We start from the raw sequence: 22,312 nt of genomic DNA on the forward strand, positions 1-22,312 counted from the left end.
ACACACTACCGAGGTGCACCATTTTTACCCGAGTCGCTAATTTTTGCCGCAAGGTGTTAAATCGCGAGGAAAGCGAGGTTGACGATATCGTCAGCCAGCCCACGATTACCGTCATCCCGCGCGAACAGCACGCTATTTCCCGCAAAGATATCAGTGAAAACGCCCTCAAGGTGATGTACCGCCTGAATAAAGCGGGCTATGAAGCGTGGCTGGTCGGCGGCGGCGTGCGCGATCTGTTGCTGGGCAAAAAACCGAAAGATTTCGATGTGACGACCAACGCCACGCCGGATCAGGTCCGCAAACTGTTTCGCAACTGCCGTCTGGTTGGCCGCCGTTTCCGCCTGGCGCACGTGATGTTCGGCCCGGAAATTATCGAAGTGGCAACCTTTCGCGGTCATCACGAAGAAAATGTCAGCGATCGCGCGATTTCGCAACGTGGCCAGAACGGCATGCTGCTGCGCGATAACATTTTCGGTTCCATCGAAGAAGACGCCCAGCGCCGCGATTTCACTATCAACAGCCTGTATTACAGCGTGGCGGATTTTACCGTGCGCGATTACGTCGGCGGATTGCAGGACTTAAAACTCGGCATCATCCGTCTGATTGGCGATCCGGAAACCCGCTACCGTGAAGATCCGGTGCGTATGCTGCGCGCGGTGCGTTTTGCTGCCCGCCTGGATATGCAGATCAGCCCGGAAACCGGCGAGCCGATCCCCCGTCTGGCGACGCTGCTGAACGATGTGCCGCCCGCGCGCCTGTTTGAAGAAGCGTTAAAGCTGTTGCAGATGGGCTACGGCTACAATACCTATCTGCTGTTGCGCGAATATTCCCTGTTCCAGCCGCTGTTCCCGACGATTACCCGCTTCTTTACTGAGCAGGGCGACAGCCCAATGGAACGCATCATCGCCCAGGTGTTGAAGAACACCGATACCCGCATTCACAACGACATGCGCGTGAATCCGGCGTTCCTGTTCGCTGCCCTGTTCTGGTATCCGCAAATTGAAACCGCGCAAAAAATCGCGCAGGAAAGCGGCCTGAGCTGGAACGATGCTTTCGCGCTGGCGATGAACGATGTGCTTGATGAAGCCTGCCGTTCGCTGGCTATCCCGAAACGTATCACCGCGCTAATCCGCGATATCTGGCAGTTGCAGTTACGCATGTCGCGCCGTCAGGGTAAACGCGCCTGGAAGCTGATGGAGCATCCAAAATTCCGCGCGGCTTACGACCTGCTGGCACTGCGCGCCGAAGCGGAAAACAACGCCGAACTACAGCGTCTGACCCGCTGGTGGGGCGAGTTTCAGGTTTCCGCGCCGCCTGCACAGAAAGATATGCTTAACGATTTGGATGATGAACCGGCCACGCGCCGCCGTCCACGCCGCCCGCGCCGTCGTGCGCCTCGCCGTGAGGACAACGCGTGACCCGCGTTTATATCGCTATCGGCAGCAACCTTGCGTCCCCGCTTGAACAAGTGAATGCTGCCCTGGCGGCGCTGGCTGAGATCCCCGAAAGCCAGATCGTCGCGGTTTCCGACTTTTATCGCACCCCACCGCTTGGCCCGCAGGATCAGCCTGATTATCTCAACGCCGCCGTGGCGCTGGATACCGCGCTGGCCCCGGAAGTACTGCTGGATCATACCCAGCGTATTGAGCTACAGCAGGGGCGCGAGCGTAAAGCCCATCGCTGGGGGCCGCGTACCCTCGATCTGGACATCATGCTGTTTGGCGAGCTGCAAATGAATACTCCCCGCCTGACCGTCCCGCATTACGACATGAAAAACCGCGCCTTTATGCTGTTGCCGCTGGCCCAGATCGCCCCGAATTTGCACTTCCCGGATGGCGATAACGTGACCGATCTGCTGGCAAATCTTGATCCTTCCGGCATTTCCCGCTGGTAGTGGCTTCCTCCCTGAACCCCGGCTACTCAGCCTGAAAACTATCGTTTACACTGTTCGCCATTTTCAGTTCAGGGGACAGCCATGAAACCAACCACCATTGCCCAACTACTACGTCTCAAGGCCAGCGGCCAGAAATTCGCGACTATCACGGCTTATGATTTCAGCTTCGCCAAACTGTTTGCCGACGAAGGCATCGGCGTGATGCTGGTGGGCGACTCGCTGGGAATGACGGTACAGGGACATGATTCCACCCTGCCCGTCACCGTTGACGATATTGCCTATCACACCCGTGCGGTACGTCGCGGTGCCCCGCATTGCCTGCTGCTGGCCGACCTGCCGTTTATGGCCTACGCCACGCCGGAACAGACGTTTGCCAACGCCAGCGTGGTGATGCGCGCCGGCGCCAATATGGTGAAAATCGAAGGTGGCCGCTGGCTGGTGGATACCGTGCGGATGCTGACCGAACGCGCCGTGCCGGTGTGCGGCCATCTGGGTCTGACCCCGCAGTCGGTGAATATTTTCGGCGGCTATAAAGTGCAGGGCCGGGATGAAGCCGCCGCGCAAACGCTACTGGACGATGCGCTGGCGCTGGAAGCCGCCGGGGCGCAGTTGCTGGTGCTGGAATGCGTACCGGTTGAGCTGGCGAAGCGCGTTACCGACGCATTACGCATCCCGGTAATCGGCATCGGCGCGGGCAACGTCACCGACGGGCAAATCCTGGTGATGCACGACGCCTTTGGCATCACCGGCGGCCATATCCCGAAATTCGCTAAAAATTTCCTTGCCGACGCGGGCGACATGCGTGCCGCCGTGCGCCAGTATATTACTGAGGTCGAATCCGGGGCTTATCCGGGTGAAGAACACAGTTTCCACTGACAGGAGTATGGGTTGTGCTGATTATTGAAACCGTATTGATGCTGCGCCAGCAGATTCGCCGTCTGCGCCTTGAAGGCAAACGGATTGCGCTGGTGCCGACGATGGGAAATCTTCATGACGGCCATATGAAGCTGGTTGATGAAGCGAAAGCGCGCGCCGACGTGGTGGTGGTCAGCATTTTCGTTAATCCGATGCAGTTCGATCGCCCGGACGATCTGGCGCGTTATCCGCGCACCCTCCAGGAAGATTGCGAAAAACTGAACCGTCGTGGCGTGGAGTTCGTCTTTTCCCCGACGCCGGAAGAAGTGTATCCGCGCGGCATGGGCGAGCAAACCTATGTCGACGTGCCGGGTATCTCCACCATGCTGGAAGGCGCGAGCCGTCCGGGTCATTTCCGCGGCGTGTCCACCGTGGTCAGCAAGCTGTTTAACCTGGTGCAACCGGATATCGCCTGCTTCGGCGAGAAGGATTACCAGCAGTTGGCGCTGATCCGCAAAATGGTCGCCGATATGAGCTACGACATCGAAATTGTTGGCGTACCGACCGTGCGAGCCAAAGACGGCCTGGCGCTCAGCTCGCGCAACGGCTACCTCACCAGCGACCAGCGTAAAATCGCGCCGGGACTCAGCAAAGTGATGAACGGCATCGGCGAAAAATTAAAAGCTGGCGAGCGCAACGTGGAAGAGATTCTTGCAGCCGCCGCGCTGGAGCTGAACGAAAAAGGCTTCCGCAGCGATGATTTGCAGATCCGCGATGCCGATACCCTGCTGGCGCTGACGCCACAGAGCCAGCGCGCCGTGGTGCTGATGGCGGCATGGCTCGGCCAGGCGCGCCTGATTGATAATCTGACGGTCGATCTGGCGTAACGGAACGGGGATAGACAGCGTTTATAAAACGGGCAATACTGCCTGGGTAAAATTCCTGGAGCGGGCGTCCCCGCTCTGACAGCGTTGGTGTTAACAGGGTTAAATTTATGATTCGTACAATGTTGCAGGGCAAACTGCATCGCGTCAAAGTGACTCAGGCAGACTTGCACTATGAAGGTTCCTGCGCCATTGATCAGGATTTTCTTGAAGCGGCTGGCATTCTGGAATACGAAGCCATCGATATTTATAACGTGACCAACGGTAAGCGTTTTTCTACTTACGCCATTTCCGGCGAGCGCGGTTCGAAAATCATCTCCGTTAACGGGGCGGCGGCGCACTGCGCCGATGTGGGCGATATTTTGATTATTGCCAGCTACGTCACCATGCCGGATGAGCAGGCCCGCAGCTGGCAGCCGAAAGTGGCGTACTTTGACGGCGATAACGAGATGAAACGCACCGCCAAAGCGGTTCCGGTTCAGGTTGCCTGATGTTTTTGCGCCCGTTCGCGGGCGCTATTACCCCTGCGGCTGATTACTGATCAAGCGCGCCATATCCTCCAGCGAATCGGTTCTCAGAATATACAGCCGCTTCAGCAAGTATGGGTTATCCCCCGGTTTCACCTTCCCTTTCACCGTCGTTACCGCTAAATGAAAACCGGCATCATGGGCCGCTTTAACCGCCTTCTGGTCGTAACCGCCAAACGGGTACGAGAGATACAGCACGTGGGGGTTGAATTGCGCCAGCGCCCGGCGCGAACGCTCAAAATCAAACAGAATATTGTGATAGCTGCGGCTAAGCATAATCGGGTGGCGTAAGCCATCAATGCGGTGCAAAAAGTGGGTATGCGACTGAATATCAAACACGTCCTGAATGGATTGCAGTTCCGCCAGGCTCATGAACTGTAGAAATTTCGGGTCCCATTTTTGCGGATGGCGCTTGATGCGCGAAGAGATAATAAACGCCGTGGCGGTAAATCCGTACTGCTTCAGCACCGGATACGCATAGCGTGACACCGACTTCAGGCCATCGTCGAAGGTGATCGCCACCGCTCTGGCGGGCAAATTCATACGGTTATTCACGTAGCCCTCAAGCTGGTACAGCGAGAGCGTGGTATAGCCCATGTCGCGCAGCCAGGTCATCTGGTTGCTGAAGGCGCGCACCGACGTGGTGGTGGACGTATGGCGAAAACGGGTATTCTCTTCGTCGCGCAGGATATGGTGCCAGGTCAGCACCGGAATACCGTTGTCTTCCTGGGCGTCGAGGCTGCTCACCCACGCCAGCCGGTTGCCGATGCGGATCTGAAACCAGGTTTGGTTAAGCCGATCTTTGAGTTTAGAAATAATCGGATAACGCAGATTCTCCGCCAGGATGCCCAGCGGTTCGCTCTTATTGTCTGGCTCGTTATACAGCGTGACGGCTTGCCAGGTGAGCAGGTTCTGATTGCTGAGCGGCTTGTGTAGATCCCCCAGCCGATCCTGAATCCGCAGTTTGCCCTGTACCGGTTTCAGATGCTGTTTATCAATAAACCCGGTGCCAAAACCAAAGCTGAACTCGTAGTAATCGGCGTCGGTCGGCACGACCGCCAGCACCTGGCCCTGCTCGATTCTGCCAACGGAAATCACCCGGTTGCCAATATGCGCCCAGATATCCGCATCTTCCGTGGTTTGCATATAGCGCGGCGGATTAAACGTCGGATTCACCAGGATCGCCCCGGCTGGCGCGGCCAGTAACAGCACAAAGCAGAAAATCAGGCGAGGCAGCATAGTTAACCGAAGCGGAGAGAAAGTTTCGCTTATTTTGACAAAAAGTGCCTTTCACACCAAGCGGTAAACCGCAGGTTATGCATGATGCAGTAACACGAAGGGGGGATTTTTTTGCTGCTGGTGCCAGAGACTGCTCACGCCGTCGCCGCCGCGCTCGACGATGGTATGGCGAAAGGCGCGACTGCTTAAGCAGAAACGCAGCGGATAAAGTTCGCCAAGAAGGTGGGCGGTGACGCCGGAAATCACTTCACAATTATCGTGCTTGTGGCTCATCAGTGCAGCAACGCGATACGGCGCGCCGCCATTGCAGTCGGTGAGAAAAATCACCCCGTCGCCTGAGTCTGCATGATGAAGCGCATCGCACATCATTCGGCTAAGCATGTTAGTACCAATACCATGCCAGTAGTTCACCACCCGGCACTGCGGAATGTGGCCAAAGCGTTTTTCCAGGTGTTCCAGTATGCATTGCGCCTTGTCGTCATGACAGGCGATGACCCATCCCAGCATTCGCAGCCCCCTATCCAAAAGAGGTAGTTTAGCGAAGTGACGAGCTGCTGTTGTGATACGAATCATGGGAAAATAAAAGGCCCTCAAAATGAGAGCCTCGTTTTACTTTCAGAAGTAACGCGATCAGGTGCGCAAGCCGCGTCCGCGCTGGATTAAGTACCAGCACAGCATATAAAACGCCAGGATAAATACCACCAGTACGCCCATCGTAAAGCCGAGCGGCACATCGTTAATGCCCAGGAAGCCGTAACGGAAGCCGCTGATCATATACACGATGGGGTTGAGGTGAGACAGCGCCTGCCAGAACGGCGGCAGCAGCGTCAGGGAATAAAACACCCCGCCCAGATAGGTTAGCGGCGTCAGTACAAAGGTCGGGATCAGGCTGATGTCGTCAAACGTAGTGGCGAAAACGGCATTCAGCAGCCCCGCCAGCGAGAACAATATGGCGGTAAACAGCAGCGTTACACCGACAAACAGCCACGAATGCACCTGAAACGGCACGAAAAACAGCGAGATAGCGGTCACCAGAATACCAACGCACAAACCGCGCGCCACGCCGCCGCCGACGTAACCAATAATGATCACATGGGTCGGCACCGGTGCCACCAGCAACTCTTCGATGTTGCGCTGGAATTTGGCGCTAAAAAACGATGACGCCACGTTGGCGTAGGCGTTGGTGATCACCGCCATCATGATCAGCCCGGGGACGATAAACTGCATATAGGTAAAGCCATGCATTTCGCCGATGCGCGAGCCGATCAGGTTGCCGAAGATAATAAAATAGAGCGTCATGGTGATGACGGGCGGAACCAGCGTCTGGATCCAGATGCGCATAAAACGGTGGATCTCTTTGGTCCAGATACTTTTCAGCGCCACCCAATACAGCTGCATCATGCGTGGTCTCCTTGCTTTTCATTCACCAGAGTTACGAACAGTTCCTCCAGGCGGTTGGCTTTATTACGCATACTCAGGATCTGAATGCCCTGTGCGGTCAGTTGGTTAAAGACGCTGTTGATGCCCTGCTCGCGCAGCACTTCCACCTCCAGCGTTGAGGTATCCACCAGGCGGTACTGGTAGCCTTCCAGCTTCGGCAGCGGGCTTTTCGGTGCTAAATCGAGGATAAACGTTTCTGATTTCAGCTTGGACAGCAGTGATTTCATCGAGGTGTTTTCCACCAGTTCACCGCGCTGGATAATGCCGATATTGCGGCACAGCATCTCCGCTTCTTCCAGGTAGTGGGTAGTGAGGATAATGGTGGTGCCTTTGTCGTTGAGATCCTTGAGAAACCCCCACATCGACCGGCGCAGTTCGATATCCACCCCGGCGGTAGGTTCGTCGAGGATCAGCAGTTTCGGCTCATGCATCAACGCGCGGGCAATCATCAAACGGCGCTTCATCCCGCCGGACAACATCCGCGCACGTTCATTGCGTTTTTCCCACAGATCGAGCTGGTTGAGGTACTTTTCGCTGCGCTCAATGGCCTCTTTGCGCTCAACGCCGTAGTAACCCGCCTGGTTAACCACAATCTGCTGCACCGTTTCGAACGGGTTGAAGTTGAATTCCTGTGGCACCAGGCCCAGCTGGCGTTTGGCGTTGACCACGTCTTTTTCGAGGTCATAACCAAACACCCTCACGCGGCCCGAGGTCTTGTTCACCAGCGAGCTCACTATCCCTATGGTGGTAGATTTACCAGCGCCGTTCGGGCCAAGCAGTGCGTAGAAATCCCCCGCCTCTACCTGTAAGTCAATGCCACGTAAGGCTTTCACGCCGCCGGGATAGGTTTTTTTTAATCCTTCCAGTTCCAATGCAATTGTCATGGATATACAGTTACCTTGTATCGCACAAAAGTTATGGTGTTTAAAAAATAATTGAGTTGCCTTATATTACATTAACGCAATCCCACGGTTACAGGTTGTTAACCTAAATGAAAGACATCGATACACTCATCAGCAATAACGCTCACTGGTCCAAAATGCTGGTGAACGAAGATCCTGGTTTTTTTGAACGCCTTTCTCAAGCGCAAAAGCCGCGCTTTCTGTGGATCGGCTGCTCTGATAGCCGCGTTCCCGCCGAACGGTTAACCGGCCTTGAGCCGGGCGAACTGTTTGTTCACCGTAACGTCGCCAACCTGGTGATCCATACCGATCTCAACTGCCTGTCAGTGGTTCAGTATGCGGTGGATGTGCTTGAAGTTGAACACATTATTATTTGTGGGCACTACGGCTGCGGCGGCGTACAGGCAGCGGTTGAAAATCCTGAATTGGGCCTGATCAACAACTGGCTGTTGCACATCCGCGATATCTGGTTCAAACACAGCTCTCTGTTGGGCGAAATCCCTCAGGAACGCCGTCTGGATACGCTGTGTGAACTGAACGTGATGGAACAAGTGTACAACCTTGGGCACTCCACCATCATGCAATCTGCGTGGAAACGCGGACAGAAAGTCACTATCCACGGTTGGGCTTACGGTATTCATGATGGCCTGCTGCGCGATCTGGACGTGACCGCTACCAGCCGTGAAACGCTGGAGCAGCGTTATCGCAACGGCATCTGCAACTTAACGCAGACGCACACCAGCCATAAATAACACCAAAGGGGCCGCGGCCCCTTTGTTTATTCGTCCAGCAGAACGACTTTGCCAATGTATGGCAGGTGGCGATAGCGCTGGGCATAATCGATGCCGTACCCCACCACGAATTCATCGGGGATGGAGAAGCCGATAAACTCCACTTTCACATCCACTTCACGACGCGACGGCTTATCCAGCAGCGTACAGATCGCCAGTGATTTCGGCTCACGCAGGCTTAAGATCTCGCGCACTTTCGACAGGGTGTTCCCGGAGTCGATAATGTCTTCCACGATCAATACGTCTTTGCCGCGAATATCTTCATCCAGATCTTTTAAGATTTTCACATCGCGGGTAGAGGACATGCCGCTGCCGTAGCTCGATGCGGTCATAAAATCGACTTCATGCCCGACCTGCACTTCACGGCACAAATCGGCCATAAACATAAACGAACCGCGCAGCAGACCCACCAGTACCATCTCACTTCCGCTGTCGCGGTAGTGTTCGGTAATCTGACGCCCCAGTTCAACAATACGCGCTTTAATCTCCGCTTCGGAGATCATCACTTCAACAGTATGTTTCATATCACTAACCATATGATTTAAAAGCTAAATCATTAAATGCCGACGCGTTTTCCGCCAACACTAATTCGTAAGGCAGGCAGTATAACAGTAATTAGCGCGTCGGGACCTATTCTGAAAAAAAGCTCTTTTTGTGATTAAGATCACACATGTTAATAACTATAATTACTTGCTACTAAAAAATTAAGAGTGTGATTATGGCGGAAACAAAACATAAACAATCATCACTAATCGTGGTGTTAACAGCCCTGTTCGCAGCATTGTGCGGGCTGTATTTACTGATTGGCGGGGTGTGGTTAGTCACATTAGGCGGTTCCTGGTACTACCCGATAGCGGGCCTGGTAATGCTGGGCGTTGCCTGGCTGCTGTGGCGCGGTAAACAATCGGCGCTATGGCTGTACGCGGCGCTACTGCTTGCCACCATGCTGTGGTCAATCTGGGAAGTCGGCTTCGACTTCTGGGCATTGACCCCACGTTGCGACATCCTGGTATTCTTCGGCATCTGGCTGATCCTGCCGTTTGTCTGGCGAAAACTGCCGGTGATATCGCGCCCTGCTCTCCCCTCAATGATGGTGACGCTGATTATCACCGCCGGTATTCTCGGATGGGCCATTTTTAACGATCCGCAAGAGATCAATGGCACGCTGAAAACCGATGCGGCGGCAGCCACCACTGCGGCTCCGGCGATCCCGGACGGCGACTGGCCTGCCTATGGTCGTAACCAGGAAGGGCAACGCTTCTCTCCGCTTAAACAAATTAACGCGGATAACGTTCATGAGTTGAAAGAAGCCTGGACCTTCCAGACCCGTGATGTGAAATTGCCGACCGACCCGGGCGAAATCACCAACGAGGTTACGCCGATTAAAGTGGGCGACACGCTGTACCTGTGCAGCGCGCACCAGCGTCTGTTCGCGCTGGATGCGGCGACCGGTAAAGAAAAATGGCATTTCGATCCACAGCTGAACGCCAATCCGTCGTTCCAGCATGTGACCTGCCGTGGCGTGTCTTATCATGAAGCGCGCGCCGATACCGTCAGCCCGGACGTGGTGGCAGACTGTCCGCGTCGTATCATCCTGCCGGTGAACGATGGCCGCCTGTTCGCCATTAATGCCGACAACGGTAAGCTGTGCGAATCCTTTGCCAACAAAGGCATTCTCAATCTGCAAACCAACCAGCCGGTGACCACGCCGGGCATGTATGAGCCGACGTCGCCGCCGATTGTGACCGATAAAATTATCGTGATTGCCGGCGCGGTGACCGATAACTACTCGACTCGCGAGCCGTCTGGCGTTATTCGTGGTTTCGATGTGAATACCGGCGATCTGGTATGGGCGTTCGATCCGGGTGCCAAAGACCCGAATGCTATCCCGTCGGATGAGCATCACTTCACGCTGAACTCCCCGAATTCCTGGGCGCCTGCCGCCTACGATGCGCAACTGGACCTGGTCTATCTGCCAATGGGCGTTTCCACGCCGGATATCTGGGGTGGTAACCGCACCGAAGATCAGGAGCGTTACGCCAGCTCGATTGTGGCGCTGAACGCATCCACCGGTAAGCTGGCCTGGTCTTATCAAACCGTTCACCACGATCTGTGGGATATGGATATGCCTTCCCAGCCGACGCTGGCGGATATCACTGATAAGAATGGCAACCTAGTTCCGGTGATCTACGCGCCGGCGAAAACCGGTAACATCTTCGTGCTGGACCGCCGTGACGGCAAACTGGTGGTGCCTGCGCCGGAAAAACCGGTCCCGCAAGGCCCGGCGAAAGGTGACCGCCTCTCCCCGACTCAGCCGTTCTCTGAGCTGAGCTTCCGTCCGACTAAAGATCTGAGCGGCGCGGATATGTGGGGCGCGACCATGTTCGACCAGTTGGTGTGCCGCGTGATGTTCCATCAACTGCGCTACGAAGGGATTTTCACCCCGCCATCTGAGCAAGGTACGCTGGTGTTCCCGGGTAACCTGGGGATGTTTGAATGGGGCGGTATTTCCGTCGATCAGAGCCGTCAGGTGGCGATTGCTAACCCGATTGCGCTGCCGTTCGTGTCGAAACTGATGCCGCGCGGCCCGGATAACCCGATGGAGCCGTCCGATCCGCCGCATGCCGCAAGCGGCCAGGAAACCGGTATTCAGCCGCAGTACGGCGTGCCATTCGGCGTGACCCTGAACCCGTTCCTGTCGCCGTTTGGTCTGCCGTGTAAGCAACCTGCCTGGGGTTACATCTCCGCGCTGGATCTGAAGACCAACGAAGTGGTGTGGAAAAAACGTATCGGGACGCCGCGCGACAGCCTACCGTTCTCACTGCCATTCCCGCTGCCGTTTAACCTCGGGATGCCGATGCTCGGCGGGCCGATTTCCACCGCCGGTAACGTGCTGTTTGTTGGCGCAACCGCAGATAACTATCTGCGCGCTTACAACATGACTAACGGTGAAAAACTGTGGGAAGGCCGTCTGCCAGCCGGTGGACAAGCCACGCCGATGACCTATGAGGTTAACGGTAAGCAGTACGTGGTGATTTCCGCCGGGGGCCACGGTTCGTTCGGCACGAAGATGGGTGATTACATTGTTGCCTTCGCGTTGCCGGATGACGCGAAGTAACTCTCAACGTTAAAGAACAAGGCCGCGAATGATTCGCGGCCTTTTTATTTTACGCAACGGTGAAGCCCAGCATCATGCCGGTATCTTCATGTTCCAGCAGATGGCAGTGGGCCATGTAGGCCTGCTCCGCCGGGGCGGGATGATCGAAACGCACCAACACCTCGCTACGCGCGCCTTCCACCCAGACGGTATCTTTCCAGCCTGCACGATGGGCCGCTGGCGGTTTGCCGTTTTCGGTCAGGATGCGGAACTGGGTGCCGTGGATGTGGAACGGGTGCATCATCATGTCGCCCTCCCCGGAAATGGTCCAGCGCTCGTACTGCCCACGCTCGACAGCAAATGCCGGTTTAGACATATCAAACGCCAGCCCGTTAATTTTGTTGGCGTGGTGGAAGTCCATATTCTGATGGCCCATACCCCCATGATTCATATTACCGTGGCCCATACCGTGGTGCATGCCCATGCCAGCCAGCGCCTGTTTACCGTATTTTTGTTCCAGTGCCTGCATACCCATCATGTCGAGCATCGGGTCCATCATTAGCTGTAGCCAGCGCTCTTTGGCGTTAGCGCTATCCGGTATCGCAGGCATATCGACCAGCTTGTCTGGCAGCTCACCGGACGCGGTCACCACCAGCGGCTGAATGCGCACCACCGGCACCGGTTGATCAAACGGCGCGACGGTCATGCCGATCTGCTTCACCGGCAGCGTCACGATATCGAATGGCGTGTTGTCGCGGTTTTCTACCAGCACTTCAAAGCGCTCGCCCATGATCATCGGCAATTCGGTGACTTTTACCGGCTCGGCCAGCAGGCCGCCGTCGCTGCCGACGACGTATAGCGGGCGGCCATCGCTAGTGGCGATATTCAGCGAACGGGCATTACAGCCGTTGAGCAAACGCAGCCGCAGCCAGCCGCGCGGCGCGGCATGTTGCGGATACGCCGCGCCGTTACACAGCAGCGTGTCGCCAAACCAACCGACGGCGGCACTCATCATATCCAGTTGATAATCGATCTGGCCGTCGGCCCCGAAGCGTTTGTCCTGGATAATCAGCGGGACGTCATCAATGCCCCACTGCTGAGGCAGGCGCAGCAGGCGGCTGTCGTTATCTTCAATCAACACAAGCCCAGCCAATCCCATCGCCACTTGATGCCCGGTTTTGCCATGCTGGTGCGGGTGGAACCAGCAGGTGGCGGCGCGCTGCTGCGGCGTAAAGGAGACGGTGCGGGTTTCACCGGGTTTAATCACACCCTGCGGGCCGCCATCCACCTCGCCGGGAATTTCCAGACCATGCCAGTGTAGCGTGGTTTCTTCCGCCAGGGTGTTGTGAATATTAACGGTCACGGCTTTCCCTTGCCGCAACTGGATCGCCGGGCCAAGTAAGTTACCGTTGTAACCCCAGGTGGTCGCCGCTTTGCCGTTAAACAGCGTCTGGCCCGCCTGGATCATCAGGCGGATGCGGCTCTCTGCATCGGCGGATAACAGATTGGGAATAGGTAAAGCGGGGTGTTCGGCGGCCAGCGCGAAACGGCTCCACAGCGGTAACGCGCTCGCTGCACCCAGCACAGCGGAGTATTTTAAAAAGTCGCGGCGATGCATGTCGATTTCCTTATAGTTCGCAGGCGTAATTTTGAGCATAAACCCTCCCCTAAGCGGAAGGTCAAGCCAGCGGAATAATAATAAAGATCGTCGTGAAATGTGGATTTGTGCTAACTTTCACTCTTCAGAGAGGAGTTCCAGGCGCGATGATGAAGTGGGTCAGGTTTGTGTTACTCGGTGGGTTGCTCGGATTCTCCGCCAGTAGTTTTGCACTAAGTGAGTCTGAAGCCGAAGATATGGCTGATCTTACGGCGGTTTTTGTATTTTTGAAGAATGATTGCGGCTACCAAAACTTGCCCAACGGCCAGATTCGACGCGCATTGGTGTTTTTCGCCCAGCAAAACCAGTGGGACCTGAGCAACTACGACAGCTTTAATATGAAGGCGCTCGGCGAAGACAGCTACCGCGATCTCAGCGGCATCGCCATTCCCACCGCAAAAAAATGTAAAGCCCTGGCCCGCGATTCACTCAGCCTGCTCGCCTACGTTAAATAATTCCTTCCCAGCCAGCCTGACTCTTTACTGCGTTCAGGCTCGTGACTTTCCCGCCTTTCGTTGATGAAATATTGACCGTGCATCAGGGTAAGATGTTAGCTATCATGTTGCGCCATTTTTCCACGAGTGTTAACGAAAGAGGTCTCTGCCAATGGCCGAAGCAAAAGTGTGGCAGGAAACGCTGCACGACCAGTTTGGACAATACTTTGCCGTTGATAATGTGCTGTATCACGAAAAGACCGATCACCAGGATCTGATCATTTTCGAGAACCGCGCATTTGGCCGCATCATGGCGCTGGACGGCGTCGTACAAACCACCGAGCGTGATGAGTTTATCTATCACGAAATGATGACCCACGTACCGCTGCTGGCCCACGGCAACGCAAAGCATGTGCTGATCATCGGCGGCGGCGACGGCGCGATGCTGCGCGAAGTCACGCGCCATAAAAACGTCGAAACCATCACTATGGTGGAAATCGACGCGGGCGTGGTGTCGTTCTGCCGCCAGTATCTGCCCAACCATAATGCCGGAAGCTATGACGATCCACGCTTTACGCTGGTGATCGACGATGGCGTTAACTTCGTCAATCAAACCGCGCAAACCTTCGATGTGATCATCTCCGATTGCACCGATCCCGTCGGCCCCGGCGAAAGTCTGTTTACCTCGGAATTTTATCAGGGCTGCAAACGCGCACTGAATCCGGGCGGCATTTTCGTGGCGCAAAACGGCGTCTGTTTTTTACAGCAGGACGAAGCCGTCAGCAGCCATCGCAAACTCAGCCATTACTTCGATGACGTGAGTTTTTACCAGGCCGCGATCCCGACCTATTACGGCGGCATTATGACCTTCGCCTGGGCCACCGATAGCCCCGCGCTGCGCCAGCTCGATCTGGACACCCTCCAGACGCGTTTCGCCGACGCCGGTTTACCCTGCCGCTACTACAACCCGGCAATCCACGCGGCCGCTTTCGCTCTGCCGCAATACTTGAACGACGCGCTGGCTCGCCAGGCATCCTAAGGAGGTGAACAAAATTGAAAAAGCTTAAACTGCATGGCTTTAATAACCTGACCAAAAGCCTGAGTTTTTGTATCTACGATATTTGCTACGTCAAAACGGCGGAAGAGCGCGATGGCTACATCGCTTATATCGATGAACTGTATAACGCAAACCGTCTCACCGAGATCCTGACGGAAACCTGCTCCATCATCGGCGCGAACGTATTGAATATTGCGCGCCAGGATTACGAGCCGCAGGGCGCCAGCGTGACCATTCTGGTCAGCGAAGAGCCTGTCGACCCGAAGCTGGTCGATAAAACCGAACATCCCGGCCCATTGCCCGAAGCGGTGGTGGCCCATCTGGATAAAAGCCATATCTGCGTGCATACCTACCCGGAAAGCCACCCTGAAAATGGGCTGTGCACCTTCCGCGCGGATATTGAAGTCTCAACCTGCGGGGTGATCTCTCCGCTTAACGCGTTGAACTACCTGATCCACCAGCTGGAATCCGATATCGTGACCGTGGATTACCGCGTGCGCGGCTTTACCCGCGATGTCAACGGCATGAAGCATTTTATCGATCATGAGATCAATTCGATTCAGAACTTTATGTCCGAAGATATGAAGGCGCTGTACGACATGATGGATGTGAATGTGTACCAGGAGAATATTTTCCACACCAAAATGCTGCTGAAAGAGTTCGATCTGAAGCACTACATGTTCCACACCAAACCGGAAGATTTAACCGAAGAAGAGCGGAAAGTGATTACCACTATGCTCTGGAAAGAAATGCGCGAGATTTACTACGGACGCAATATTCCGGTGGTGTAACGCAGGTGGAGCAGGGATGCTCCACGCGGTTAGCGCTATTTTTGTTGGATAAACTCGCGATAGGCTCGCAGTACCTGAAGAAAATCCTCCACGCCGCACAGCGACAGGCTTTCTTCATCGTAATAGCTCATCCCCTCCTCCATTTCATCGCCTGAGAAGGCCAGTTGATTGGCACGCACCATGACTTCCTCGCCATCCAGCCACAGCGTGTATTCATGCCCGGCGCTTTGCCATTGACGCTCGCTGCCGATGACCGACTGCGCCGCCTGCTCCACTTCCTCCAGCAGCGCCAGGTTCTCCTTCACTTCTTCATTAAACCAGTGACCAATCGCTTCATGGCCCATCGACATGCGTACTCTCACCGTACCGGTAACGTCGCGCAGAAATTCATGATCCATAGTGTTTTCCTCTGCTACACGCCGGGCAAACTACGCCCGAATCTTCTTATCAGTAATTATCGCAGCACGGCGCAAGAAAAACAGCGCGGCGGGCAGAGGTACAGAGAAAAAAGCCAGACGGGACGGCTGTGCTATCCTGAGTATCTTCTTAAGGCCTTAAATCGTAATCAGTTATGAAAAAATTGAAAATGTCATTGTCCCCCATCCTGCTGTTTATCTCCTTCGCCTTTCCCTTCTCCGCCGCGTATGCGGGCGAAGCGGTGCGGCTCGACTGTCTGACCCGCCAGAATGTGCTGATCTCCTTTTTTAACTATCACCTCACCACCATGCAGTGGGGCAAACATTTTCAGATCGCCTCTGGCGCGCATAAAGATCACACAAAATCGGGCGTGCGTTATAAAACCTACTCGTTTCGCAACGGCGATGATCTGGTCTATTTCCCGGAGAATGAGCGCTATTTTATTATTTATGCCGACCAGAAAAAGCCGGAGCGCTGCCGCATTGAAGAGAGCTTTACCTATCCGGTGGTGAGCCTGCCGCGCTACAGCGGCAAAGAAGATGCCCTGTCGTAAGGCATAAAAAAGGGAAGCGCTGAGGCTTCCCTTTGCGTTACGCGAAGGATCAGACCGCCGTCTGGAAAATCACCCCGTCCGCTTTCTCGGTGTACTGGGAAAGCTGGTCGAAGTTCAGATAGCGATAGGTATCCGCGGCGGTTTTATCCACCTGGGAAACAAACGTCTGGTACTCTTCCGGCGTCGGCAGTTTGCCGATCAGCGCCGCAACAGCCGCCAGCTCCGCAGACGCCAGGTAGACGTTCGCGCCGGTGCCTAAGCGGTTCGGGAAGTTACGGGTAGAGGTCGACACCACGGTCGCGCCGTCCGCCACACGCGCCTGGTTACCCATGCACAGTGAACAACCCGGGATTTCGATACGCGCCCCGCTCTTACCGAATACGCTGTAGTAGCCTTCTTCGGTCAGCTGCGCAGCATCCATACGGGTCGGCGGTGCAACCCACAGACGCGTCGGCAACTGGCCTTTATGGGTATCCAGCAGTTTACCCGCCGCGCGGAAGTGACCAATGTTGGTCATGCAGGAACCGATAAACACTTCATCAATCTTGTCGCCCTGCACGTCAGACAGCAGACGCGCATCGTCTGGATCGTTCGGCGCGCACAGGATCGGCTCTTTGATATCCGCCAGATCGATCTCAATTACCGCCGCGTATTCCGCATCGGTATCGGCTTCCATCAGTTGCGGATCCGCCAGCCATTTTTCCATACCCTGGATACGACGCTCCAGCGTACGGCGGTCGCCGTAGCCTTCCGCGATCATCCACTTCAGCAGCACGATGTTGGAGTGCAGATACTCTTCAATCGGCTCACGGTTCAGTTTGATGGTACAGCCTGCCGCTGAACGCTCGGCAGAGGCGTCAGTCAGTTCGAACGCCTGCTCGACTTTCAGATCCGGCAGCCCTTCGATTTCCAGGATGCGGCCAGAGAAGATGTTTTTCTTACCTTTCTTCTCAACGGTCAGCAGGCCCTGTTTGATGGCATACAGCGGGATCGCGTGAACCAGGTCGCGCAGGGTGATGCCCGGCTGCATTTTACCTTTAAAGCGGACCAGTACCGATTCCGGCATATCCAGCGGCATGACGCCGGTCGCAGCGGCAAACGCCACCAGACCTGAACCCGCCGGGAAAGAGATACCAATCGGGAAACGGGTATGGGAGTCACCACCGGTGCCGACGGTATCCGGCAGCAGCATGCGGTTCAGCCAGGAGTGGATAACGCCATCGCCCGGACGCAGCGACACGCCGCCACGGTTCATAATGAAGTCCGGCAGAGTGTGGTGCGTGGTGACGTCAACTGGCTTCGGATACGCGGCGGTGTGGCAGAACGACTGCATCACCAGATCCGCAGAGAAGCCCAGGCACGCCAGGTCTTTCAGTTCATCACGGGTCATCGGGCCGGTGGTGTCCTGAGAACCCACGGAGGTCATTTTCGGCTCGCAGTAAGCGCCCGGACGGATGCCCGCAACGCCGCAGGCGCGACCGACCATTTTCTGCGCCAGAGAGTAGCCGCGGTTGCTTTCCGCCACGTCTTTCGCCTGACGGAATACGTCACTGTGCGGCAGGCCCAGCGCGTCACGCGCTTTGGTGGTCAGGCCGCGGCCAATGATCAGCGGAATACGGCCACCGGCGCGCACTTCATCCAGCAGCACATCGGTTTTAAGTTCAAAACTCGCCAGCAGCTCGCCGGTTTCGTGATTGCGCACTTCGCCTTTGTACGGGTATACGTCGATGACGTCGCCCATATTCAGGTTGTTAACATCAACCTCGATCGGCAACGCACCGGCATCTTCCATGGTGTTAAAGAAGATTGGCGCGATTTTGCCACCCAGCACCAGGCCGCCGCCGCGTTTGTTCGGCACGTTCGGGATATCGTCACCCATAAACCACAGCACCGAGTTGGTGGCGGACTTACGGGAAGAACCCGTACCCACGACATCGCCGACATAGGCCAGCGGGTAACCTTTTTGCTGCAAGGCTTCGATCTGTTTGATCGGACCGACTGCGCCAGGCTGATCCGGCTCAATGCCTTCGCGGGCGTTTTTCAACATCGCCAGGGCGTGCAGCGGGATATCCGGGCGCGACCAGGCATCCGGGGCCGGAGACAGGTCATCGGTATTGGTTTCACCGGTCACTTTAAAGACGGTAACGGTAATTTTTTCGTCAAGCGTCGGGCGCGACAGGAACCATTCGGCATCGGCCCAGGACTGCATCACCTGCTTCGCGTAACTGTTGCCCGCTTTGGCTTTTTCTTCCACATCGTAGAAGTTATCGAACATCAGCAGAGTATGGGACAGCGCTTTCGCAGCAATCGGCGCGAGTTTGTCGTTTTCCAGCGCGTCCACTAACGGGTGGATGTTGTAACCACCCTGCATGGTGCCTAACAGTTCGATAGCTTTTTCAGGGGTGACCAGCGGGGAGGTTGCTTCGCCTTTGGCAATTGCAGCGAGGAATCCGGCTTTAACATAGGCGGCTTCATCAACGCCCGGCGGTACACGGTTGGTCAGCAGATCTAACAGGAATTCTTCTTCGCCCGCGGGCGGGTTCTTCAGCAGCTCGACGAGCGCGGCCATTTGGGTTGCATCTAAGGGTTTTGGAACAATCCCAACGGCTGCACGTTCTGCTACGTGCTTACGGTATTCTTCTAGCACGACGGTTCTCCTCGCTCTCATTGTCATAGTGCGGCTTACACAGGGTGTAACCAGGCGATTTTCTTCACGCTCCTGTGAGACAGTAGTTTGTAGGGTAAATGCCCGATACCGCGTCGGGCAGCATAGCAGGATTTTGAGAGGGTGTTAATCTGTTTACAAAAAAGCAACATAAAAAGATTTGCTGAATCGTTAAGCAGGGTATAGCGCAACAAACCGGCATTTTGCGCAGGCAAAAAAACCGCTTTTCAGCGGTTATCTTGTGCCATGCAGTGGTAGCAATCACCGGTCCGGCAGTATTGATTTGCGGCAAAACCCTCACGAAGTGCATTCGTGCCCCGCTCAGAAACTGAACGCAAGCGAAAAGATAAGTGCTTCAGTGCCCGATCAACAGCGCAGCAGCAAACCCATCATCGTTTATAATTTGTGTAATAAATGCTCACATTCTTTATCCGGACTTAATGGCCCTATTCCCCCTTTAAGTCAAAAACGCAAAATACGGTTGAATATACTCGCGGCATCCTAAACGCCTTATGGCTGGCCTTCGTCGGAGTCATCTATGAAATTGCCCTTTAAGCCACACCTGCTTGCACTGCTGTGCAGTGCCGGGCTGCTAGCCGCCTCCGGCGTGCTGTACGTGAAAAGCCAGACGCCACCTGTAACGAGTCCCCCCGCCTCCCAACCCGCGCCCGCTCAGGCGCAACCGGTACCTGTCGCACCGGTTGCCGCTGCCTATACCACCGCGCAAATCGATCAGTGGGTCGCGCCTGTGGCGCTGTATCCCGATGCGCTGTTATCCCAGGTATTGATGGCCTCAACATACCCGGCCAACGTGGTTCAGGCGGTGCAATGGTCGCGGGATAACCCTTCGCTGCAAGGCGATCAAGCGATTCAGGCGGTGGCGAGCCAGCCCTGGGACCCCAGCGTAAAATCGCTGGTGGCGTTCCCGCAGTTGATGGCGCTCATGGGTGAAAACCCTCAGTGGGTGGAAGATTTAGGGAATGCTTTTCTGGCCCAGCCTCAGGATGTGATGAGTGCCGTGCAGAAGCTACGGGCACTGGCGCAACAAACCGGCGCATTGAAATCGAACCAGCAGCAGACGGTGACACAGACGCCTAAAACCACCGCCGCCGCACCCGCGCCGCAGAATTCAGGCACCGGGAAAACCACCGTCGTCAGTAGCGCCCCCGCCGAAACCGTGATTAAAATCGAGCCCGCCGATCCGCAGGTGGTGTATGTCCCGACTTACAATCCGGGCACGGTGTACGGTACCTGGCCCAACGCCAGCTATCCGCCGGTCTATTTACCGCCCCCTCCGGGGCAGCAATTTACCGAAAGCTTTGTGAAGGGCTTCGGTTACAGCCTGGGCGTGGCGACCACCTATGCGCTGTTCAGCAATATCGACTGGGATGACGATGACGATCATCATCATCACGATCATGACGATGACTATCATCACGGTCATGGCGACGGGTATTACCGCAACGGCAATAACATCAATATCAATGTGGATAATTACAACCGGATTTCTGGCGAACATCTCACCGGGGGTGACCGGGTCTGGACGCATAATCCTGCCTACCGGGACAACGTGCCGTACAGGAACGATGCCGTTGCCGCGCGTTTCCATCAGACCAACGTGGCGGGCGGATTAAGCGCTACGCAAAACACTGCGATTTCGCGGGATGGGCAGCGGCAGGCGGCGATGCAGCAGCTCCAGCAATCCACGGACCGCAAGTTAAATACGCCCCAGCCGGCAACGCGCGATGCACAGCGCCAGGCCGCTTCAAAACAGCTGAACCAGATAGCCCAGCGTAATAATTACCGCGGTTATGACAGCGCGGATAGCAGCGAGCGCCGTGAAACAGCGAAGCAGCATTCTAAAAACCCCACCGCGCAGCAGCAGCAGCGCCGGGACGCAGCCAAAAATGAGATGCAACATCCCACCGCTCAGCAGCAACAGCGCCGTGAATCGGTGCAACAACACCGGGCGACTATTACCCCGGAGCAGCGCCAGCAGCGGCGAGAAACATTGAATGCCAACGCCTTTAGCGGCAATGACAGCCGCTCGCCGTCCTGGCAGGCGCAGCAGCAAAGGGGGATCCAAAGCCGCCAGCATGCGACAGCGGATCGGGAGCGTCTTTCCCACGCCCGGGAAAATGCTCCACGCCATCGTGAATTTCATCGTCAATAAGCAGGAGCGAGCATGAAAAACCGAATCACATTAAGCGCCCTTCCCCTGCTTTTACTGCCTGTCCTTGCCCTGGCGCAGCAGTATTTCAACACACCGGAAGAAGCGGCGAACGCATTTGCCGTCGCGATAAACCAACAGGATGAGACAGAACTCAGCAACTTACTGGGCAACGACTGGCGGGAGTTTTTACCCCCTGAAGGCGTGGATCCCGAAGCCGTGGCACGTTTTACCCGTGACTGGAAAGTCAGCCATCGGATCGTGCAAAAAGATAACGTTGCGCACCTCAACGTCGGCAGTGAGGGCTGGCAACTGCCGCTACCCATTGTTAAAGCCGAAAACGGCTGGCGGTTCGATATGAAAGGCGCGGCGGATGAGATCCTGACCCGGGCGATTGGCCGCAACGAACTCTCTGCTATTCAGGCGATGCATGCGTATGTGGATGCCCAGCATAGTTTTTATCAAATGAATCAGGAATATGCGCAAAAATTTGTCAGCAGCGAAGGCAAAAAAGACGGGCTTTACTGGCCTGCCGGGCCGGGCGAAGCGCCCAGCCCGTTAGGGCCATCATTCAGTCCGGTGCAGCCTGGTATGGGCTATCACGGCTACCATTTCCGCATTATTACCGCCCAGGGTAAGCATGCGGAGGAAGGCGAGAAAAACTATCTACAGGATGGGAAAATGGTCGGCGGGTTCGCGCTTATCGCCTGGCCGGTTGAGTACGGGAAAACCGGCATCGCCACCTTTATGATTAACCAACAGGATGAAATTTTACAGACGGATTTTGGCCAGCAAACCGACGAAAAAGCCAAAGCGATTACGCGTTTCGATCCCGGAAGCGAATGGCAAGCCGTTAACCTTTAACTGAAAAAGCGGCCCTTGCGCTAATGCTTGTCAGTTAAGCTTTGAAGGTGGCCGCAGCGCGTAGCGCTGTGGCCT

The 22,312-nt window shown here is 55.7% G+C and carries 21 protein-coding genes; 13 read left to right on the forward strand and 8 right to left on the reverse strand.

The window, feature by feature from the left end:
* Positions 1 to 20: 20 nt before the first annotated feature.
* The 5 genes from pcnB (at position 21) to panD (ending at position 4,124) form a co-directional block, all read left to right on the forward strand.
* Entirely contained in the window at positions 21 to 1,418 is a 1,398-nt protein-coding gene (pcnB, locus tag RT120_RS18445) for a polynucleotide adenylyltransferase PcnB (protein WP_312984948.1), read from the forward strand.
* Positions 1,415 to 1,894: a 2-amino-4-hydroxy-6-hydroxymethyldihydropteridine diphosphokinase gene (gene folK / locus RT120_RS18450; protein ID WP_312984911.1), complete on the forward strand. Its 480-nt coding sequence runs from the start codon at positions 1,415 to 1,417 to the stop codon at positions 1,892 to 1,894. Before pcnB ends, folK begins: the two co-directional genes overlap by 4 nt.
* Positions 1,895 to 1,975: 81 nt before the next feature.
* Entirely contained in the window at positions 1,976 to 2,770 is a 795-nt protein-coding gene (gene panB, locus RT120_RS18455) for a 3-methyl-2-oxobutanoate hydroxymethyltransferase (protein ID WP_312984913.1), read from the forward strand.
* A gap of 14 nt (positions 2,771 to 2,784) precedes the next feature.
* Positions 2,785 to 3,636, forward strand: a complete 852-nt coding sequence (gene panC, locus RT120_RS18460) for a pantoate--beta-alanine ligase (RefSeq protein WP_312984916.1) — start codon at positions 2,785 to 2,787, stop codon at positions 3,634 to 3,636.
* 107 nt (positions 3,637 to 3,743) lie between these two features.
* A complete protein-coding gene (gene panD, locus RT120_RS18465; protein WP_002436899.1) occupies positions 3,744 to 4,124 on the forward strand; it encodes an aspartate 1-decarboxylase in 381 nt (126 codons plus the stop codon).
* Between the two features lie 27 nt (positions 4,125 to 4,151).
* Here the strand turns inward: panD and RT120_RS18470 are convergent, their stop codons facing one another.
* The 4 genes from RT120_RS18470 to RT120_RS18485 all read right to left on the reverse strand — a co-directional run bounded on the left by RT120_RS18470 (position 4,152) and on the right by RT120_RS18485 (position 7,723).
* A complete protein-coding gene (locus tag RT120_RS18470) occupies positions 4,152 to 5,399 on the reverse strand; it encodes a polysaccharide deacetylase family protein (protein WP_312984918.1) in 1,248 nt (415 codons plus the stop codon).
* Positions 5,400 to 5,474: 75 nt separating this feature from the next.
* Complete coding sequence (locus RT120_RS18475; RefSeq protein ID WP_312984920.1) at positions 5,475 to 5,906, reverse strand: PTS sugar transporter subunit IIA; 432 nt, start codon at positions 5,904 to 5,906, stop codon at positions 5,475 to 5,477.
* A 123-nt stretch (positions 5,907 to 6,029) separates the two neighbouring features.
* Positions 6,030 to 6,800, reverse strand: coding sequence for an ABC transporter permease (locus RT120_RS18480; RefSeq protein ID WP_312984923.1), 771 nt, complete (start codon positions 6,798 to 6,800; stop codon positions 6,030 to 6,032).
* Positions 6,797 to 7,723 (reverse strand): ABC transporter ATP-binding protein, encoded by a 927-nt coding sequence (locus RT120_RS18485; protein ID WP_312984925.1) that lies wholly within the window; start codon positions 7,721 to 7,723, stop codon positions 6,797 to 6,799. The genes RT120_RS18480 and RT120_RS18485 overlap by 4 nt, the downstream gene beginning before the upstream one ends.
* Before the next feature lie 107 nt (positions 7,724 to 7,830).
* On the opposite strand from RT120_RS18485, the gene can reads away from it, so the two are divergent.
* On the forward strand, positions 7,831 to 8,493 hold the full coding sequence (gene can / locus RT120_RS18490) for a carbonate dehydratase (protein ID WP_161660852.1): 663 nt from the start codon (positions 7,831 to 7,833) through the stop codon (positions 8,491 to 8,493).
* A 26-nt stretch (positions 8,494 to 8,519) separates the two neighbouring features.
* Here can and hpt read toward each other — a convergent pair whose 3' ends face one another.
* Positions 8,520 to 9,056, reverse strand: coding sequence for a hypoxanthine phosphoribosyltransferase (hpt, locus tag RT120_RS18495; protein WP_312984928.1), 537 nt, complete (start codon positions 9,054 to 9,056; stop codon positions 8,520 to 8,522).
* Positions 9,057 to 9,250: 194 nt separating this feature from the next.
* Here hpt and RT120_RS18500 point away from each other — a divergent pair, with 194 nt between their 5' ends.
* The gene (locus RT120_RS18500) at positions 9,251 to 11,650 is read left to right on the forward strand and encodes a glucose/quinate/shikimate family membrane-bound PQQ-dependent dehydrogenase (protein WP_312984930.1); all 2,400 of its coding nucleotides are present in this window, start codon (positions 9,251 to 9,253) and stop codon (positions 11,648 to 11,650) included.
* Positions 11,651 to 11,699: 49 nt separating this feature from the next.
* On the opposite strand, the gene cueO is transcribed toward RT120_RS18500, so the two are convergent.
* Positions 11,700 to 13,247, reverse strand: coding sequence for a multicopper oxidase CueO (cueO, locus tag RT120_RS18505; RefSeq protein WP_312984950.1), 1,548 nt, complete (start codon positions 13,245 to 13,247; stop codon positions 11,700 to 11,702).
* A gap of 146 nt (positions 13,248 to 13,393) precedes the next feature.
* Here cueO and RT120_RS18510 point away from each other — a divergent pair, with 146 nt between their 5' ends.
* From RT120_RS18510 to speD, 3 genes are all read left to right on the forward strand, one after another.
* On the forward strand, positions 13,394 to 13,741 hold the full coding sequence (locus RT120_RS18510) for a YacC family pilotin-like protein (RefSeq protein WP_312984932.1): 348 nt from the start codon (positions 13,394 to 13,396) through the stop codon (positions 13,739 to 13,741).
* 151 nt (positions 13,742 to 13,892) lie between these two features.
* Positions 13,893 to 14,759, forward strand: a complete 867-nt coding sequence (gene speE / locus RT120_RS18515; protein WP_312984934.1) for a polyamine aminopropyltransferase — start codon at positions 13,893 to 13,895, stop codon at positions 14,757 to 14,759.
* A gap of 14 nt (positions 14,760 to 14,773) precedes the next feature.
* Positions 14,774 to 15,568: an adenosylmethionine decarboxylase gene (speD, locus tag RT120_RS18520; RefSeq protein WP_312984935.1), complete on the forward strand. Its 795-nt coding sequence runs from the start codon at positions 14,774 to 14,776 to the stop codon at positions 15,566 to 15,568.
* A gap of 35 nt (positions 15,569 to 15,603) precedes the next feature.
* Here the strand turns inward: speD and yacL are convergent, their stop codons facing one another.
* Positions 15,604 to 15,966 carry a protein YacL gene (gene yacL, locus RT120_RS18525; RefSeq protein ID WP_312984938.1) on the reverse strand — a complete coding sequence of 121 codons (363 nt, stop codon included), beginning with the start codon at positions 15,964 to 15,966 and terminating at the stop codon, positions 15,604 to 15,606.
* A gap of 188 nt (positions 15,967 to 16,154) precedes the next feature.
* On the opposite strand from yacL, the gene RT120_RS18530 reads away from it, so the two are divergent.
* Entirely contained in the window at positions 16,155 to 16,538 is a 384-nt protein-coding gene (locus RT120_RS18530) for a hypothetical protein (RefSeq protein ID WP_312984940.1), read from the forward strand.
* 49 nt (positions 16,539 to 16,587) lie between these two features.
* On the opposite strand, the gene acnB is transcribed toward RT120_RS18530, so the two are convergent.
* Positions 16,588 to 19,185 (reverse strand): bifunctional aconitate hydratase 2/2-methylisocitrate dehydratase, encoded by a 2,598-nt coding sequence (acnB, locus tag RT120_RS18535; protein ID WP_312984942.1) that lies wholly within the window; start codon positions 19,183 to 19,185, stop codon positions 16,588 to 16,590.
* A gap of 556 nt (positions 19,186 to 19,741) precedes the next feature.
* Between acnB and RT120_RS18540 the strand changes: the two genes are divergently transcribed.
* Together RT120_RS18540 and RT120_RS18545 are read left to right on the forward strand one after the other, a co-directional pair.
* Complete coding sequence (locus RT120_RS18540) at positions 19,742 to 21,376, forward strand: DUF3300 domain-containing protein (RefSeq protein WP_312984944.1); 1,635 nt, start codon at positions 19,742 to 19,744, stop codon at positions 21,374 to 21,376.
* Positions 21,377 to 21,388: 12 nt separating this feature from the next.
* Positions 21,389 to 22,237 carry a DUF2950 domain-containing protein gene (locus RT120_RS18545; protein ID WP_312984946.1) on the forward strand — a complete coding sequence of 283 codons (849 nt, stop codon included), beginning with the start codon at positions 21,389 to 21,391 and terminating at the stop codon, positions 22,235 to 22,237.
* The last annotated feature ends 75 nt before the right edge of the window (positions 22,238 to 22,312 follow it).

It is taken from the genome of Atlantibacter sp. (assembly GCF_032062175.1).
Taxonomy (GTDB): Bacteria; Pseudomonadota; Gammaproteobacteria; order Enterobacterales; family Enterobacteriaceae; genus Atlantibacter.

What these genes read in the sequence shown, in the direction of transcription:
- panB (WP_312984913.1), top strand. Translation starts at nt 1,976, where the DNA reads ATGAAACCAACCACCATTGCCCAACTACTACGTCTCAAGGCCAGCGGC.
- panD (WP_002436899.1), top strand. Translation starts at nt 3,744, where the DNA reads ATGATTCGTACAATGTTGCAGGGCAAACTGCATCGCGTCAAAGTGACT.
- RT120_RS18470 (WP_312984918.1), bottom strand. Translation starts at nt 5,399, where the DNA reads ATGCTGCCTCGCCTGATTTTCTGCTTTGTGCTGTTACTGGCCGCGCCA.
- RT120_RS18475 (WP_312984920.1), bottom strand. Translation starts at nt 5,906, where the DNA reads ATGCTGGGATGGGTCATCGCCTGTCATGACGACAAGGCGCAATGCATA.
- RT120_RS18480 (WP_312984923.1), bottom strand. Translation starts at nt 6,800, where the DNA reads ATGATGCAGCTGTATTGGGTGGCGCTGAAAAGTATCTGGACCAAAGAG.
- RT120_RS18485 (WP_312984925.1), bottom strand. Translation starts at nt 7,723, where the DNA reads ATGACAATTGCATTGGAACTGGAAGGATTAAAAAAAACCTATCCCGGC.
- can (WP_161660852.1), top strand. Translation starts at nt 7,831, where the DNA reads ATGAAAGACATCGATACACTCATCAGCAATAACGCTCACTGGTCCAAA.
- hpt (WP_312984928.1), bottom strand. Translation starts at nt 9,056, where the DNA reads ATGAAACATACTGTTGAAGTGATGATCTCCGAAGCGGAGATTAAAGCG.
- RT120_RS18500 (WP_312984930.1), top strand. Translation starts at nt 9,251, where the DNA reads ATGGCGGAAACAAAACATAAACAATCATCACTAATCGTGGTGTTAACA.
- cueO (WP_312984950.1), bottom strand. Translation starts at nt 13,247, where the DNA reads ATGCATCGCCGCGACTTTTTAAAATACTCCGCTGTGCTGGGTGCAGCG.
- RT120_RS18510 (WP_312984932.1), top strand. Translation starts at nt 13,394, where the DNA reads ATGATGAAGTGGGTCAGGTTTGTGTTACTCGGTGGGTTGCTCGGATTC.
- speE (WP_312984934.1), top strand. Translation starts at nt 13,893, where the DNA reads ATGGCCGAAGCAAAAGTGTGGCAGGAAACGCTGCACGACCAGTTTGGA.
- yacL (WP_312984938.1), bottom strand. Translation starts at nt 15,966, where the DNA reads ATGGATCATGAATTTCTGCGCGACGTTACCGGTACGGTGAGAGTACGC.
- RT120_RS18530 (WP_312984940.1), top strand. Translation starts at nt 16,155, where the DNA reads ATGTCATTGTCCCCCATCCTGCTGTTTATCTCCTTCGCCTTTCCCTTC.
- RT120_RS18540 (WP_312984944.1), top strand. Translation starts at nt 19,742, where the DNA reads ATGAAATTGCCCTTTAAGCCACACCTGCTTGCACTGCTGTGCAGTGCC.
- RT120_RS18545 (WP_312984946.1), top strand. Translation starts at nt 21,389, where the DNA reads ATGAAAAACCGAATCACATTAAGCGCCCTTCCCCTGCTTTTACTGCCT.